The following is a 17,582-nucleotide window of genomic DNA, read 5'->3' as shown; positions in this document are numbered from 1 at the left end:
CGTTTATTCTTGGCATTTTGATCTAGTATCTACTAAATAAAAGATTTTCCACTCTTGATTAACTTTTAGCAATTGAAACGAGTTTATGCCACAATGACTAAGTTTGTCATTGTACCAAAACTGATAAGGCGTCCAAACATTTGCCATATTGCCATCAATTTGCACACTATAGCTTAATAATTTTTCAGAAAACGTTTGGTCTTCTGGAATAGCAACAATCTGTTTTATAAAATCAGAAAAATTAGAGGTCGTTAATTCCAAATTGCCATTAGTGTTTTCATTTATTGATTGCATAACAACAGCTTTATACACAACGCTTTTAATTACCACAGAATCCTGATTATGAAACCCTTCAAAAAAAGTAGTAATAGTTTTAATTGCTTTTTCTTGTTCATCAATTTGAGAAAAACTAAAACTACTACACATTACAAAAAGTACAAGACTAAATAATTTCATAAAAAAATATTATAATTATTAGCTAAATATAAGTCTTTCAAAATAAATTAAAATTCAGAATAAGCCTTTAATTTAGTACATTTACATTCTATAATAAAATTACAAAACATGTCTGTAGCAAAAAAAGAATATAAACGCGTTACCGTTAAATCATTAGTAGAAATGAAAAAAAATGGAGAAAAAATCTCCATGCTGACTGCCTACGATTATACTATGGCTAAAATAGTAGATGGTGCAGGTACAGACGTTATTTTAGTTGGTGATTCTGCTAGTAATGTAATGGCTGGACATGAAACAACATTGCCTATTACTTTAGATCAAATGATATATCACGCATCCTCTGTAGTACGTGCTATTGACAGATCTTTAGTTGTAGTAGATTTACCGTTTGGTAGTTACCAAAGTGATCCAAAAGAAGCTTTAAGAAGTGCTATTAGAATCATGAAAGAGTCTGGTGGACACGCAGTAAAATTGGAAGGTGGTAAAGAAATTAAAGACTCTATTAAACGCATCCTTAATGCTGGAATACCTGTCATGGGACATTTAGGTTTAACTCCTCAATCTATATACAAATTTGGAACTTACACTGTAAGAGCTAAAGAAGAACAAGAAGCAGACCAACTAAAGGAAGACGCACTTATGTTAGAGCGCATTGGATGTTTTGCTATTGTACTAGAAAAAATTCCTGCAAAATTAGCACAAGAGGTTGCACAAAGCGTATCAATACCAGTGATAGGTATTGGAGCCGGAAATGGTGTTGATGGTCAAGTACTAGTCTTACATGATATGATAGGTATGACGCATGAGTTTAACCCTCGTTTTTTACGTCGTTACATGAATTTATATGAAGAAATGAGTCAAGCAATTGCTCAATATGGCGAAGACGTTAAAAGTGGAGACTTCCCTAACGATAACGAGCAGTATTAATAACTTTTAGCTATTAAGACTAATTTGCAATACTATTATATATCCTAATGTCAAAAGTTTTATCTAATAAAGACAACCTTCAAGTTATTTATGAGGACAACCATATTATTGTCGTTAATAAACGTGCTGGAGACCTTGTGCAAGGTGACAAAACAGGAGACACACCTTTAAGTGACGTTATTAAAAATTACATTGCCTTAAAATACAATAAACCAGGCAATGTGTATTTAGGGACTGTCCATAGATTAGATAGACCAACAACAGGCTTAGTCATATTTTCTAAAACTAGTAAAGCCTTGCCAAGATTAAATAAGTTGTTTGTGTCCAAAGACATCTCTAAAACCTATTGGGCTTTAGTTAAAAATAGGCCAGAAAAAGATGCTGATACTTTGATCCATTGGTTAAAGAAAAATCCAAAAAACAACAAGTCTACAGCTTATATAAAAGAAGTACCAGATAGCAAAAAGGCAATCCTACATTACAAGATAATCAAAAAGCTAGACAACTATTTTTTACTTGAAGTTAATCTAGAAACAGGACGTCATCATCAAATACGCTCGCAACTGTCTAGTATAGGTTCTCCAATTAAAGGCGATTTAAAATACGGATTTGATCGCAGTAACAAAGACGCAAGCATAAGCTTACACGCAAGAAACATACAATTTACTCATCCAGTCTCTAAAGACGATTTAAACATTACAGCACCTTTACCTAAAGATCCTATTTGGGACGCTTGTTTGTAATATTTGGGCGTTACCACAAGGGTCGTGTCATCCATTATATCTTTTTTTGCCATTTATGGTAGCAAAAAAAGGATGTCATTACTACCACTAACGCATGAGCAGCAAATCAATAAAATAGTTTATCTTTAATTTTAAAACACCACTATGATTCCTGAATTATTAAACAATCAAAAAGCGTATTTTAAAACAGGTAAAACTTTAAGTGTTCCCTACAGAAAAACACTTTTAAAATCGTTGTTAAATCAATTAAAAACCAGAGAGCAAGAGATTATAGATGCGTTATATAACGATTTTAAAAAACCTGAATTTGAAAGTGTTTTAACCGAAACAGCGATTGTAATTCAGGATTTAAAACACACTATAAAAAAGTTAAATAAATGGGCAAAACCAAAGCGCGTCTTGCCAGCGTTATTAAACTTTCCGTCCACTGATTATTTGTATGCAGAACCTTACGGAAGTGTTTTAATAATAGCACCTTGGAATTATCCCTATCAATTAGCATTGGCTCCACTTGTTGGTGCAATTGCAGCAGGAAATACAGCCATTTTAAAACCTAGTGAGTTAACACCACACACCTCTGTATTAATTAACGATATTATCAATACTGTTTTTAACCCTGAACATGTTGCTGTTGTGCAAGGTGGTGTAGATACCTCTACCAAATTACTAGAGCAACATTGGGATTATATATTCTTTACAGGCAGTGTCGCAGTTGGTAAAATAGTAGCTAAGGCTGCTGCACCAAATTTAACTCCTGTTACATTAGAGTTGGGTGGAAAAAACCCTTGTATAATTGATAATTCAGCAAATATAAAGCTAGCAGCAAAACGTATTGTTTGGGGTAAATTTGTAAATGCAGGTCAAACGTGTATTGCACCAGATTATGTTTTAATACATGATAGTAAAAAAGAAGCTTTTTATAAAGCTATGCAGCATGAAATACAATTAGCATACTCCTCTACTCCAAAACAATCTAAAGATTTTGCGCGAATTATAAATGCCAAAAACTTTGAGCGTTTAGCAAAAATGTTAGTTAATCAAAAGTGCATTATTGGCGGACAAACTGATGCTTCTGATTTGTACATTGCGCCAACTATTATTGATGAGCCACAGCTTGATAGCGAAGTGATGAAAGATGAGATTTTTGGTCCGATTCTTCCTGTGATTTCTTATCAAAAAGATTCGGAATTAGACACTATTATCATGTCATACAATAAACCTTTAAGCTTATACGTATTTGGCTCAAATTCCGCGAAAGCGAAACAATTAATACAAAAATTCTCGTTTGGAGGAGGATGCATTAATGATACCATTGTACATTTTGCTAATCATAGATTACCGTTTGGAGGTGTAGGTAATAGTGGACTTGGTGCTTATCATGGACAGTACACCTTTGACACGTTTAGTCATAAAAAGGGTGTTGTTAAAAAAGCTAATTGGTTGGATATACCTGTACGTTATGCACCTTATAAGAATAAGTTAAACTTTGTTAGAAAGGCTTTAAAATGGCTATAAAAGCAGTCTATTAAGCTTGTTTTATTAAGGGATACTCTAATTGCAACTTAACACCATTTCCTGGTTTTGAAGTTAAATTGTAGTTGGTATTAATAAGTTGGGCACGACTTTTCATGTTTAATAAACCTGATCCTTCTTGTACTGTATTTATATCAAATCCTTTACCATCATCTGTTGCTACTAAAATTAATTTATCTGCCAGATAATTTAAGGTTACAGTCAAGTTTTTTGCTTCAGAATATTTAACTGTATTGGAAAAAAACTCTTGTAAAATTCTGAATATAATAATCTCGTGCTTTTTATCATTAAAAGGAACTACTATCCCTTTTACTTGTAATTCTGCAGAAGCAAATTTCATTTTTTTAAGTCGGTTTAACTCATTGGTAATGGACTGTTCAAAACCAATATTTAGTATCACCTCATTATTTAACGATCGTGATAACATCCTAACTTCTTTTAAACTCTGTTTTACAAAATCTGAGGCTTCAGCAAAGTTTTCGTTTCCTTCAACATTTAATTTAGTTTTAAGGATATTAAGTTGCATGCTAGCTGCTGCTAACAACTGACCTACGTTATCGTGAAGCTCCCAACCAATATTTTTTAGGGTTTGCTCTTGTATTTCGGTTTGTGCATTTGATAGCTCTAAATCAAAAGCGCGTTGTTGTAAAATTTTATCTAACAGTAGTGTGTTTTTTCTTTTTTGAAATACTATAAAAAACAATACTACCAAGGTGGTAACCACAATAAGCACACCAATCATATAAATTAGCAAATAACGTTCTGACTGTGTAGAGGTTGCCTGTGTTTGTATAAAATTTAAAGTATTAATCATTTAATTTTTTTGAGGTTTAGAAGCTATTAGACCCAATACAAAACAAGTATACATAAATATATTAGCAAATAGAAATACGCGACGTTTTAAATTTGCAAAACCCCAGTCTGCAGTGGTATTATAACTTTCGTAAAAAATAATTGGAGTTGTTACTAGCCACCATAAAAACAACCCAAAAGTAGCGTACACGCTAAATGATTTTGAAACATTTAAAAGGTAGTCACTTTTAAGTAATTCTAAACAAAAAAGCGTTACACATATAAAAATTATTGAGGCGTCTAAAATAAAATAAAACGTATGATGCGCATTAAAAAAGGCGTCGTAATTAAAGACTACATGTATAGTAAAAATTAAAACATATAATAAGCTTATATATTTAATCGTAGTCTTAAACATCTTGATTTTAAACAAATTATAATAGTAAAACAAGATAAAAACGACACTTCCAAATAACCAAAACACATTATACCATAGACGGGTTGTTACCCCTAACTGTCTTACAAATTGCACTATTGCGTTGGCTTTAAGATAAGTTAAGATACATCCCACAAACTCGACAAAAACTATGTAAGCTAAAAAAAAAATAAAAATCTTTGTTGCTTTACTTTTATGCTTTTTAAATAAAATAACGCCTGTTATAAACGCAATTAATTCAAAAAAATACACAATAAAATTAAAATGTTTGGTTATAAAATCTATCATCTAATCGTTTTCATGAGGCCTTGAAATTAATAATCCAAAAGTAAAAGTTAAGTACATCATGATATTTGAAAACAAAAATATTTGCCATTTTAAGATTACAAAATTCCAATCTTCATCAGAATTGTAAATACCGTAAAAAATAACTGGCGTTGTAATTAACCACCAAAAAAGCAACGCTATACTAATATAAAAGTCTAATATTTTATAAAACCTAAGCATTTTATCACTTTGTAACAACTCGATAAAATAGCATGTTGTAAATGTTATAATAGAAAAAGCAGCTAACACACTTATTAAAGGTAAAAAGCCATTAAAAAACTGAGCTGTATTACATGCCATATAGATTATTGAAATTACTAAACTTAATATACCTACTGCCAATACTATAATTTTATGTGTTTTGTTTTTTAAAATCTTATGATAATAAAACATATAAAACACTATGCTTCCTAAAATGTAAAAAACTGTAAACAGCCAATAATTATATCTAAATACAGAATTTTGTACAGTAGTTAACCACTCAAACGTATTGTAAAATGAAGGATATTCTCCTAACAGGTCAATAACAAAAACATAGAATAGAAAATATATAAAATACTTACCAGAAGTTAACTTGTATTTTTTATAGCATAATAAAGCAATAAGCACAGCCAATAACTCTATACTGTGGGTTATTAAACTATAATTTTGTTTCAAAAATGTTTCCACAATACGGAATTAATGAGGATAATTAGAATTTGGAGGATTACCAGCAGTTCCCATATTTAAAGGACTAGCTCCTTCAATATCAGTATTAGCTGATGCTGCAAAACCTTTACTTCCATCAACCATTTTAACATCTCCTGTTGGTACCATAAACATGGTAGTATATCCAACCTGATTTTTACTTGTTGGATAGGCTCCTAAATAGACTCTTAATCCACTCATATTATAACCTAAGCTGTCAGATTGGTTTTTAGCATAATCTATATAATTAGTAACATCATCCAAGGACCACCAGCTTGAGCGATTATCGGGTTGTTTTACAATACTGTCGCTAATTAAAGTATGTCTAGAATTGTAGGTAGAATCTAACACTATTGCTTGATTTGGTGTAATGACACCTCTTGGTTTTATAACTGGGTTAATAACGTGAGATCCCTTTAAATTGTTTGAATAAAAATACATTACCAATGCGCCAATAATTAATCCTAAGATTAAGCTGCCTAAGTTTTTCATTTGTTTTAAAAGTTGGTTAATAGCAATTTAAAAGTAATAAAAAAAAATTAGCTAACTATCTTTTACAAAGAAAACTATCTAATAAGAAAACATATTAAATATTATATTATAAGGCTAATACTAGTCTAGTTTAATCAAATTTTCTGGCTCAGAGATTAAAAAACCAATAGCAAATGATATATACATTATAAAGTTTAGAGATAAGTAAATTTCCCACTTTAATAAAATATAATCCCAATCACCATTTACCATATAAACATCATAAAACGTTAATGGTGTCACGACAATCCACCATATAAAAATGGCTATAGCTATGTAAAAATAAAGAAACTTATAAAATTTTATAATTTTATCATTCAACAATAATTCTATAAAATAAAAGACACTACAACTAAGTATTATTAAGGCTCCTGTTATCTGAATTACGGGAAAAAACTGAAAGAAAAACAAATCACGATTATAAATAATATATAGTATAGAAAAAAGAACAAACCCATAAGTACTATATTTTAACACCTTATTATAAAGCTTATTAGGAATAATTTTTTGAAATAAAAGTGAAAATAATACAATACCAATAATATCAAAAGCAATAGTATACCACCAATAATTTTGTCTAAATAATGAGTTATATATTGGCTCTAAAAAGCTAAAATTTTTGTACAACGAAGAGTAGGTACCTATTAATTCTACAATTAAAAAATAGATTAAAACTTTAACAAAAAAAGTAGCAGGTGTTCCTTTATGTTTCTTGTAAGTTACAAGACCAGAAACAACTGCTACTAAAATGAAGAATTTAGTTAAAATACTATAATTGTCCTTTAAAAATTCTTCCATAATAATTAATTTGGATAACCAGCTCCTGGAGGCATTCCTCCTTGTCCTCTATCAATACCATCAGCATCTTTTATATCCATGTTTTTACCATCAACATCTTCTGTTGGCACCATAAATATAGTGGTTAATCCTTTAGATGTTTCCTTATCGGACTGCACACCTAAATAGCATCTTACACCATTTACATTAGGATTTTGTTCTTTAATCATTTCAAGAAATGCTTGCATATCTTCAAGAGAATACCACGAAGACCTATTATCTTCCTGACCTGCAGCAGTATTGTTAGCATCTTGACGTAGTTTAGTCCACGCGTTACTTAGTGTTTCGGCTTCAGTAGCCGAAATTTTTCCAGTTGGTTCTGACATTTTAAAATATGGTTTATAGTTATTAATAGCTGTTTACGAAAGTACAGAAAATCTATTAAACTTTAAACATTTATCCCAACCAACCATCTCTATCTAAACTTCTGTATTGGATTGCCTCACTAATGTGATTACCTTTAACATCTTCACTACCTTCTAAATCTGCTATGGTTCTAGATACTTTTAATATTCTGTCGTACGCTCTTGCGGAAAGATTTAAGCGTTCCATTGCTGTTTTAAGTAATTGCTTTGAAGCCTCTTCCAACTTACAATACACCCTAATTTGCTTGGTAGACATTTGTGCGTTATAATGTACATTTTCAAAAGTTTCAAAACGAGTGGTTTGGATTTTTCGTGCTTTAGTAACCCGTTTTCTTATGTCTACAGAAGATTCGCCTTTACGTTCTTCAGACAATTTTTCAAAAGGTACAGGAGTTACTTCAATATGAATATCAATTCGGTCTAAAAGCGGTCCGGAAATTTTACTTAAATAACGTTGCATTTCGGCTGGACTACTAGTTACAGGAGCATCAGGATCGTTAAAATATCCACTTGGACTAGGATTCATACTAGCAACCAACATAAAAGATGATGGATACGTTACAGTAAATCTTGCTCTAGAAATGGTAACTTCTCTGTCCTCTAACGGTTGTCGCATCACTTCTAAAACACCACGTTTAAATTCTGGTAATTCATCTAAAAATAAAACACCATTATGTGATAGTGATATTTCTCCTGGTTGTGGATATGCACCACCTCCAACAAGTGCAACATCACTAATGGTGTGGTGAGGACTTCTAAAGGGTCTTTGAGCCATTAAGCCAGTGTCCTTAACACGACCAACTACACTGTGTATTTTGGTAGTCTCTAAAGCTTCATGTAAAGTCATTGGTGGTAAAATACTAGGCAAACGCTTTGCTAACATAGTCTTACCTGCTCCTGGAGGACCTATCAAAATAATATTATGTCCACCAGCTGCTGCAATTTCCATGCAGCGTTTTATACTTTCTTGACCTTTTACATCACTAAAATCAAACTCAGGAAAGTCTAAGTTTTTTTCAAATTCTTTTCTTGTATCAATTATGGTTTGTTCTAAAGCTTCTCCTTTATCAAAATAATTAATGACTTGTTTTATATTTTCTACTCCATAAACCTCAAGACCATCAACAATAGCAGCTTCTTTAACGTTTTGTATAGGTAGTATAAAACCTTTATAACCTTCCTCTCTAGCCTTTATTGCAATTGGCAAAGCCCCTTTTATAGGTTGTAAAGTACCATCCAAGGACAACTCGCCCATGATTAAAAAATCCTCTAAATTATCTGCTGCTATTTGTTTAGACGCAGCCAAAATACCCATAGCCAAAGTCAAGTCATAAGCAGAACCTTCTTTTCGAAGGTCTGCTGGTGACATATTTATAATTATTTTTTTACCTGGAATTTTATACCCATTATTTTGAAGTGCAGCAGCAATCCTAAAATTACTTTCTTTAATAGCATTATCCGGAAGTCCAACAAGATGATAGCCAATACCACTATCTACGTTAACTTCAACGGTTACTGTTGTGGCTTCGACACCAAAGACAGCACTTCCAAAAACTTTTCTTAGCATAAAATGGTTAGTTTAGATACTAAAAGTAGGAAAAAAGTTTCAATACTCTACTTTAATACCGTAAACTCTATTGCCGAATCGTTGTAAACTTTGTGTGTTTGCGCTTTAAAATCAGATGCTTTAGCTTCAAATATATTATCAACGTACGTTTGTGGATTGATATCTATGTAAGGAAAAAATGTACTTTGTACTTGTACTTGTATTTTGTGTCCTTTTTTAAAGGTGTGTAGCACATCTTGTAACGTAATATTTACCGCAGTTTTTTGATTTGGAACAAATGGTTCTGGATTAGTCATACTATTTCTAAAACGTCCACGCATCGTTTCGCTTCTAATTAGCATGTGGTAATTACTTAATTTTAAGTGGTCTTGTACGTCTTCAGTATTTTCTGTGTCAGCAGGAAAAACATCAATAACTTTAACAATCCAATCTGCAGATGTACCTGTTGTAGACACCTGTAGTTTAGCTAAAATATCTCCTGCTAAAGTCACATCATTTTCTAAAACTTCAGTTTCAAAAGTTAAAACATCTTGACGTCTTGATGCAAAACGTTGATCGTCGGTCATAAATTTACGTGGTGTAAATACCACTTTTATATCTTCTGTATATGGCACTGGCTTTTTGGGATCACTAATAAAATCGCTAGTAGCAATCATACGATTTGCTTTTTGCGTTAAACGTTGATCTGGTTGCATAAAATAGCTTTCCTTAACACTGTTTTCTGGTGGCCAAGCTGTAAAATCTACCCATTGTTTTGTTCCTGTATTAAAAAAGTGCGCTTCAGGTAAGTCTAAAGTCCCTTCGCCATTATCTTTTAAGAAATGATTAAAGAATTTAGTTTCGATATTTTTCTGGAAGTCATCCGAAATATTATCTCCAAAATGAATATTCCCAATCACTTGACGTTCTTTATTTCTAGCCCAATCACCATGACTCCATGGTCCAAAAACAACACCATTATAGTTTTTGCTGTTTTTCTCGATAGTTTTATACGTGTTAAACGGTCCGTATAAATCCTCTGCATCAAACAAACCTCCAACAATTAAAGTGGCTGGTTTGATATCGTTTAAATGCTGAATAATACCTCTACCCTGCCAAAACTCATCATAATTGGGATGGCTCTTAATTTGATTCCAAAACACATTATCTTCTCCGTAATATTTATTTAAATTACTAAGTGGTCCTGCATCTAAAAAAAACTGGTATTGATCCTCTGTACCAATCTCCGGAAACTTATACCACGCTTCCTTTGTTGGTTGGTCTTTCATGTGTCCAAAAAGCGAAGTTGCTCTCCAATAGCTTAATAAAAAAGCGCCATTATGGAAAAAATCATCAAAAAAGAAATCACTAATACAAGCTTGAGGCGACGCTGCCTTTAAAGCAGGATGTCCTGATAATGCAGAATAAGTTGTGTAAAAACCAGGGTAAGATATTCCCCAAGTCCCCACATTTCCGTTATTATTTTCTACATTATTAACTAACCAATCAATGGTGTCATACGTATCACTAGCCTCGTCAAACTGTTTACCTGTTTTGTTAGGGATAAAGGCTCTCATGTTATCATAAACGCCTTCACTATTCCAACGTCCACGTACATCTTGATACACCACAATATTACCTTCTTTCATTAAATATTGATTAGGAGCGATTGTAGATTTAAACTCGTTTTCGCCATAAGGTCTGCAACTGTAAGGTGTACGTTGCATTAAAATAGGATATTGTTTTGAGGTGTCTTTTGGCGAGTAAATTGTTGTATGTAATTTTACACCATCACGCATAGCAATTGACACTTCTTTTTTATTGTAATGCTCAGCAACAATAAATGTGTCTTTTACAACCTGAGAAGTTGCGGTGTCTAATTTTAGTTGGTCTTTACAAGACGAAAATACTAGCGTTAAAGCTAGTAAAATAAGAATACGTTTCATTAATTTTTAATTTAAAAAAACTAAAGATAGGTATTTTATTACTAAATTGAAATTACATTACTATACTATAAATTAGTAATAAACTGAAGCATTCGTTTTTCAGAATAATAGACGTTTTGTTGATCATAAAAACCAACATGCCCACCATATTTAGGCATTTCTAAATAAAAATTAGTGTTTTCTTCTGCTTCTTGAATTGGGTAACATTCCTTTGATAAAAAAGAATCGTTTTGTGCGTTTATTAATAACGTAGGAATTGAAATGTGTTTTAAATACTGAAGACTACTTGATTGCTCATAATAATCATAAGCATCTTTAAATCCGTGTGCTTTTGAGGTATACACATCATCAAAATCTTTTAATGTTCTGACAGCACTCAAATCTTGATTGTTTATTTTTTGAGGAAATAAGTGTTGTTTCTCTACTAATTTAGTTCTTAAATTTCTTAGAAACTTCTTAGAATACACATAGTTTTTAGAGGACATTAACTGCTCTAAAGACCCTCTTAAATATACAGGAACAGATACTGTTACTGCTGCTTTAATTTGTTTTGGCAAATCTAATGTTTCACCTAAATACTTTAAAATAACATTACCTCCTAAGCTAAATCCATTTAGGTAAATGGTATCATAATCAAATTGGGATGTAATATGTTTTATAACTGAAGCTAAGTCGTCTGTTTTACCAGAATGATACGATTGAAACGTTTTGTTTACCTCTCCACTACATCCTCTAAAATTAACACAAACCGCATCCATATTATTTTGGTTAGCGATTTTAGCCGACCCTAGCATATAATGGCGTTGTGCATTACCTTCTAAGCCATGCAAAACCACAAGTAATTGTTTTGTTTTATTTCCTGCATAACTCCAATCTAAATCTATAAAATCGGTATCTGGTAAAATAATACGTTCTCGTTTCTGAGTCACGCCTTCTACTTTACGCATTACACCTGAATAAATAGTAGAAACATGTCCATTTCTGAACATAAATTTGGGTTTATATGTGGTTTTTAGGATTGGCAATTAGTTCGTTGTTTTAAAAGGCTTTTTATATTGAAACATTTGATCAAAGATAAGTAACAAAAAACCTTTCAGATTTAAAACTGAAAGGTTTTTATTTAAAATTATGTAGTAAAAATTACTTTTTTATAAACTTTATTGACTCTGTATTATTTCCAGATTTAATCTTCAAGAAATACATACCTTGAGATAAATTACTAATATCTAGATTCCCTTTTTCACTTGTAAAAATGACAGTTTTTAATTGTCTTCCGTTTATATCGTAAATAGTAATAGATTCTATAATTGTTTTTCCTTTTATGGTTAGCTCCTTATTTGCTGGATTTGGAAATATTGAAATATCAGTGGTCTCAAACGCACCTACAGATAAACTAGCAACAATTTCTGTAGTCACTGTATTAGTTACAATTGCAGGATTAAAATCGAAATAAATATCTGCTGTGCTATTAAAAATATCACCAACAACAACATTAGTTTTTGGCTTTATTTTATAAGCTATAAAACCATGAGAATTAACTTCATCACTTGTACTATTTACAAGATTAATATCATCGAATACAAAATTAACCAAATTTCCATTTGTAATTTCTACTCTTCCGTTGTGGCTTAAACTTTCCAACTGTATTGTTGTCCAATCTAACTTGCTATCTAACACATTTTCTACATTTAAATTAATGGCACTCGCTGTACCAGTGTTTTGGAAACGAATAATATAATGTAAGTATTTATCTGCGTCTTCAAGTAAAATTTGATCTCCTTCTAAAACTCGAATATCGTTTGGGTCGTACGAACCGATAACAGTTTGGTTTAATGTAAAAACATTATCATCTGCTGTGTTATCTCCTGTAACAGGATTTACTGTTGCAGTTGATACTAAAACATCGTCAATATTTGTAGTTGGTGGTGCAAATACATTAAACTCTAAATCTATTGTTCTTGTTTCGAAAGGATTTAAGTCTGTAAAATTAAACGTTAATGTGTTTATAGTTTGAGAGGTTACTGTTTCGCTTGCGTTTAAGAAGTTCAGTTTTGCATCATCAAACTGGAAAGCAACATCTCCACTTAATTGTGTTGTACCAACGTTATTATAAACTATTTGATATGTGGTGTCGAAACCTGGTCTTGGATCATTAACTGATGGATAGACTACGATGTTTAAGTCGTTACTAGCTGTTGCAGCTGTTAAACAAAAATCAACAGAATTATCAACTTCGCCAACATTAGTAAATTCGGAAATAAAAAAATCTGGAGTTGAAGTAAAATTTGTATTGGGTGCGAGGTAAGTGTACAATTGTCCTTGGCTTACATCTAATTGAAAAGTACCATCCGGCTGAGAAAAAGTTGCAAATGAAAAACCATTACCACCAACAGCTACTAAAGTATTATTCGCTGGAATATCACTTATATCACATCCATCATTATTAAAGTCGTAAGTTACAGATCCAGATATTTGATTCTCTAAAACTCCTAAATTTCTATACCAACCAATTTTACCAATTTTATTACTAGATTCTGAAACAGAATAGATTATATCATTTTTATCATTACCATCTAAATTACCTGCAAATAAAGCACTAAATCTATTACTCTCATCTATATTAATTGGTCCACTAAAATTGCCTTGATCGTTTCTATATAAATTAACCTCTTTATTCTCTGTAGCACTTGAATAATTTTGGTTAACTACATCTAAATCGCCATCATTATCAATATCAATTAATAATTCATAAGTAGAAAAAGTATTATCAATAGAATGGTAATTTGCAAAATTTGCTTGACCGTTTGTATTTTCGAACCAACCTAATTCGTAATTAAAGTATACTAAAATATCGTTATCACCATCTGAATCAACATCATAAGTTTTTAATCTTCTTATATTTTCTGAAGTTTGTATATTTTGAAGAGCACTAAAATTACCACTACTTCCTAAATTTTCTAACCACGAAAATGGTGTGTTTATTACAATATCTAAATCACCATCGTTATCTAAATCTGAAAACTTATAATCGTCTAAATCATCAATAGCTTCTGTAATAATTTGTTCTGTTCCAAAATTACCTAAACCATCAATATTTTTAAACCAGACCAATTTGTCTCCAAAATTTTCTAGCATAACAATATCTATATGACTGTCATTATCTACATCAAAAACATTCATGTTTCTAGAACTTCCGGAACTGTTTACAATAGATTGATGCAAAGTAAAATTACCTAAACCGTCTGTGTTTTTATAAATCCAAATTTTATCATCTAAGCTAGAATTAACAATAATGTCTAAACTTCCATTACTATCAACATCTGCTATCTTTAGAGTACTAAATTTATTTCCTTGTACAGAAATTATTTGTTGCGGTCCAAATACTCCATTTCCATCCAAATTTTCAAACCAACCCAATGTATCATTTAAACCAGAAACAAAAACAACATCTTCATCTCCATCGGAATCTATGTCCGCAGATTGCATGTTATTTATTCCTGTTATATCATTTATTATAGATTTAGAGTTTCCAAAAATTACACTATTATTTTCATTTTGAAACCAGCTTACTTCATAGCCATCTAATCCAGAACATACTAGATCTTGGTAACCATCTCCATTTAAATCTGCTGTATTAAATTTTAAATAAGCTATGGCATTATTAATAACATCTTCACTTGTAAAATTTACCTGCCTTATTATTTGTTCTGTGCTAAATGTACCTAGTCCATCAGTATTTTCAAACCAAATAATTGCACCTTCATTATTGTTGTTAGAAAATGTATCAAAATTATCTACAAAATATAGCATATCCATATCAGAATCTCCATCTATATCTATTGCTTTACCTAAACTACTATTTTCATAAGAAGAATTAAATGTGAATTCCCAAGTAAATATACCAATACCATCATTTTTTAAATAAATATTATCAAATGAGCTACTTCCATATAAATCTAAAACGCCATCTTGATTAAAATCGACCAAGTTAATATCATACATACCTCCAAAGACATCTAACAATAAGTTTGTAGTAGTAAAAGCGCCATTACCATCTGTATTTTCTATCCAATAAATTGATTGATCAGGGCTTCCATAAGGCGCATAAACAATATCTATATCATTATCGTTATCAATATCTCCTGTAGTTATACTTAAAATTAGAGTTGAAGATGATGTGGAAGCATTGGTTATTAACTGCTCCGTTCCAAATGCTCCAGATCCAAGATTTTTGTACCATGCAATTTTTCCATCGAACTTTGAAGAAATAATAATATCCAATTTAGAATCTCCATCAAAATCATTTATATCTAAATCATTATAACTATTAGTACTAATTGTTTGAATATTTCCAAAATTCCCAAGTCCGTCTGTGTTTTCATACCAAGCCAATACAGAGATATTTGTAATAGAATTGTATCCTAAAATAACTAAATCTAAATCTCCATCATTATCTAAATCTCCAATCTTTAATGTATTTACACTAATACTAGCATCTATTACATTTATAACACCCATTGTTCCTGCGCTATCTGTATTTTTAGACCAACTAAAAGGACTAGACTCATAAACTAAGTCTTGATCTCCATCTCCATCAAAGTCAACAGCATATGCTTTACTAATTTCATATTTTGTAGAATCTATAACACTTTCATGAAATGATATTTGTCCACTAACAATTTGTAGACTAAAAAGAGTTACGATAAATAATAGTAGTTTTTTTGTCATAAGAAGTTAAGTTAAGTGTAAATTATAAAGTTACAATAAAATAATTGTAAAATATAAGTACTCTTTTTTGGAAATTATATTAGCAATCTAATTAATTCCCAACTCTACAAACTCAAACTTTCCGCCATCAAACAAGCCTTTATCACTTAATTTTATTGAAGGGATAACTAATAATGCCATAAAAGACAAGGTCATGTAAGGTGCATTTAATGTTGTACCCAATTGTTTAGCAAACGTATCCAATTCCGCGTAAGCGTGACCAATAGTTTCAGCATTTTTATCACTCATAATTCCCGCAACAGGAAGCGATACTATTTTTTGATCTGTATCAGAAACTGCACAAATACCTCCTTTATTTTCAATTATTAAATTAACTGCTTTACAAATAGCTTCGTCGCTAACACCAACCGCAATTATATTATGAGAATCGTGTCCAACAGAACTAGCAATTGCACCTTCTTTTAAACCAAAGTTTTTAATAAACGCTAACGCTGGCTCGTCGTTTTTATAACGGTTAACTACTGTCATTTTTAAGACATCAGTAACTGTGTTTGATACTAAATTTCCGTTTTGGGTTGTTGCTTCTTCGATTAATTGATTAGTTACTAATTGTCCTTCTAAAGCTTCGATTACTCGTATTTGTTTGGCTGTACTTTCGACTTTAAAGTCTTCAACCGTTTTAATTTCTGTATCAAAATTATTAAGATTTTCAAAATCTACATGCTTAATTAAAGACGTTCCATTGTCAAACACTAACTCACCATTTATATACGTTTGTAGTGTTTTAAAATCTTTTAAATCTTCAACAATAATAAAATCGGCATCATCACCTTTTTGTAATAATCCAACTTCTAAATTATAATGTTTTACAGGGTTGACACAAGCTGCTTGCAACACTTTAAACACATCAATATCTTTTGCTACTGCTCTAGCGCAAAGGGCGTTTATATGGTTTAATAATAAATCGTCAGGATGCTTATCGTCACTACAAAACATCATGTTTTGATAATGCTCAGGTAATAAATCTATTAATGCTTCAAAGTTTTTGGCAGCACTACCTTCTCTAATCAAGATTTTCATTCCCTTTTGAAGCTTTTCTAATGCCTCGTCATAGGTAAAACATTCGTGATCTGTGCTAATTCCTGCATTGATATATTTAGTAACGTCATCACCTCTTAAACCTGGTGCGTGACCATCTACGGGTTTATTATAGTGTTTTGCCCAAGCTATTTTTTTTAGTACTTCTTCATCATCAAACAACACACCTGGATAATTCATCATCTCGGCTAGATACTTAATATCTGGATTAGCCATAAGGGTTTTAATGTCGTCAGAATCTATAACTGCTCCTGCCGACTCAAAAGTAGTTGCTGGCACACAACTTGGTGCACCAAAATTAAATTTAAACGGTGTTTTCTTACCGTTTTTAATCATAAACTCCACTCCTGCTGCACCTAATACATTCGCAATTTCATGCGGATCACTAACTGTAGATACCGTACCGTGTTTAACTGCTATTTTTGCAAACTCTGATGGTACTAACATCGAGCTTTCAATATGTATATGCGCGTCTACAAAACCTGGTAAAATATAATGTTTTACATCGTGCTCTTTTTCTGTGATAGACTGTATTTTACCTGAATCCACAGTGATTTCTCCACTAAAAATACGTTTGTTTTGTATGTCTACTATTTGTCCTTGTATTGTTTTCATGTTGTACTATATAAC

General features: G+C 31.5%; 15 protein-coding genes. 3 read left to right on the top strand and 12 right to left on the bottom strand.

Annotated features, from left to right (window positions below; genetic code table 11):
* Positions 1-3: 3 nt before the first annotated feature.
* Positions 4-456: a nuclear transport factor 2 family protein gene (locus WNY60_RS01175; protein WP_339807906.1), complete on the bottom strand. Its 453-nt coding sequence runs from the start codon at positions 454-456 to the stop codon at positions 4-6.
* A 108-nt stretch (positions 457-564) separates the two neighbouring features.
* Here WNY60_RS01175 and panB point away from each other — a divergent pair, with 108 nt between their 5' ends.
* The 3 genes from panB (at position 565) to WNY60_RS01160 (ending at position 3,641) form a co-directional block, all read left to right on the top strand.
* Positions 565-1,383 (top strand): 3-methyl-2-oxobutanoate hydroxymethyltransferase, encoded by an 819-nt coding sequence (gene panB, locus WNY60_RS01170; RefSeq protein WP_145001868.1) that lies wholly within the window; start codon positions 565-567, stop codon positions 1,381-1,383.
* 47 nt (positions 1,384-1,430) lie between these two features.
* On the top strand, positions 1,431-2,126 hold the full coding sequence (locus tag WNY60_RS01165) for an RluA family pseudouridine synthase (RefSeq protein ID WP_145001869.1): 696 nt from the start codon (positions 1,431-1,433) through the stop codon (positions 2,124-2,126).
* 144 nt (positions 2,127-2,270) lie between these two features.
* On the top strand, positions 2,271-3,641 hold the full coding sequence (locus tag WNY60_RS01160; protein WP_145001870.1) for an aldehyde dehydrogenase: 1,371 nt from the start codon (positions 2,271-2,273) through the stop codon (positions 3,639-3,641).
* A 10-nt stretch (positions 3,642-3,651) separates the two neighbouring features.
* Here the strand turns inward: WNY60_RS01160 and WNY60_RS01155 are convergent, their stop codons facing one another.
* From WNY60_RS01155 to ade, 11 genes are all read right to left on the bottom strand, one after another.
* Positions 3,652-4,473 carry a histidine kinase gene (locus WNY60_RS01155; protein WP_342861234.1) on the bottom strand — a complete coding sequence of 274 codons (822 nt, stop codon included), beginning with the start codon at positions 4,471-4,473 and terminating at the stop codon, positions 3,652-3,654.
* A complete protein-coding gene (locus tag WNY60_RS01150) occupies positions 4,474-4,869 on the bottom strand; it encodes a hypothetical protein (RefSeq protein WP_342861233.1) in 396 nt (131 codons plus the stop codon).
* A 306-nt stretch (positions 4,870-5,175) separates the two neighbouring features.
* Entirely contained in the window at positions 5,176-5,883 is a 708-nt protein-coding gene (locus WNY60_RS01145; protein WP_342861232.1) for a hypothetical protein, read from the bottom strand.
* 9 nt (positions 5,884-5,892) lie between these two features.
* Entirely contained in the window at positions 5,893-6,393 is a 501-nt protein-coding gene (locus WNY60_RS01140) for a hypothetical protein (RefSeq protein ID WP_342861231.1), read from the bottom strand.
* A 120-nt stretch (positions 6,394-6,513) separates the two neighbouring features.
* A complete protein-coding gene (locus tag WNY60_RS01135; protein ID WP_342861230.1) occupies positions 6,514-7,230 on the bottom strand; it encodes a hypothetical protein in 717 nt (238 codons plus the stop codon).
* A 5-nt stretch (positions 7,231-7,235) separates the two neighbouring features.
* On the bottom strand, positions 7,236-7,595 hold the full coding sequence (locus WNY60_RS01130) for a hypothetical protein (RefSeq protein ID WP_145001876.1): 360 nt from the start codon (positions 7,593-7,595) through the stop codon (positions 7,236-7,238).
* Positions 7,596-7,665: 70 nt separating this feature from the next.
* Positions 7,666-9,201, bottom strand: a complete 1,536-nt coding sequence (locus WNY60_RS01125; RefSeq protein ID WP_145001877.1) for a YifB family Mg chelatase-like AAA ATPase — start codon at positions 9,199-9,201, stop codon at positions 7,666-7,668.
* Positions 9,202-9,248: 47 nt separating this feature from the next.
* On the bottom strand, positions 9,249-11,126 hold the full coding sequence (locus WNY60_RS01120) for a CocE/NonD family hydrolase (protein WP_342861228.1): 1,878 nt from the start codon (positions 11,124-11,126) through the stop codon (positions 9,249-9,251).
* Positions 11,127-11,191: 65 nt separating this feature from the next.
* Positions 11,192-12,115 carry an alpha/beta fold hydrolase gene (locus WNY60_RS01115; RefSeq protein ID WP_342861227.1) on the bottom strand — a complete coding sequence of 308 codons (924 nt, stop codon included), beginning with the start codon at positions 12,113-12,115 and terminating at the stop codon, positions 11,192-11,194.
* 151 nt (positions 12,116-12,266) lie between these two features.
* Entirely contained in the window at positions 12,267-15,854 is a 3,588-nt protein-coding gene (locus WNY60_RS01110; RefSeq protein WP_342861226.1) for a T9SS type A sorting domain-containing protein, read from the bottom strand.
* Positions 15,855-15,941: 87 nt separating this feature from the next.
* Positions 15,942-17,567, bottom strand: a complete 1,626-nt coding sequence (ade, locus tag WNY60_RS01105; protein ID WP_342861225.1) for an adenine deaminase — start codon at positions 17,565-17,567, stop codon at positions 15,942-15,944.
* Positions 17,568-17,582 lie beyond the last annotated feature (15 nt).

Origin of the sequence: Olleya sp. AS48, from assembly GCF_038900355.1 — a bacterium.
GTDB lineage: Bacteria > Bacteroidota > Bacteroidia > Flavobacteriales > Flavobacteriaceae > Olleya.
The sequence above is the reverse complement of the archived record's forward strand: the minus strand, read 5'-3'. Positions and strand labels throughout refer to the sequence as shown.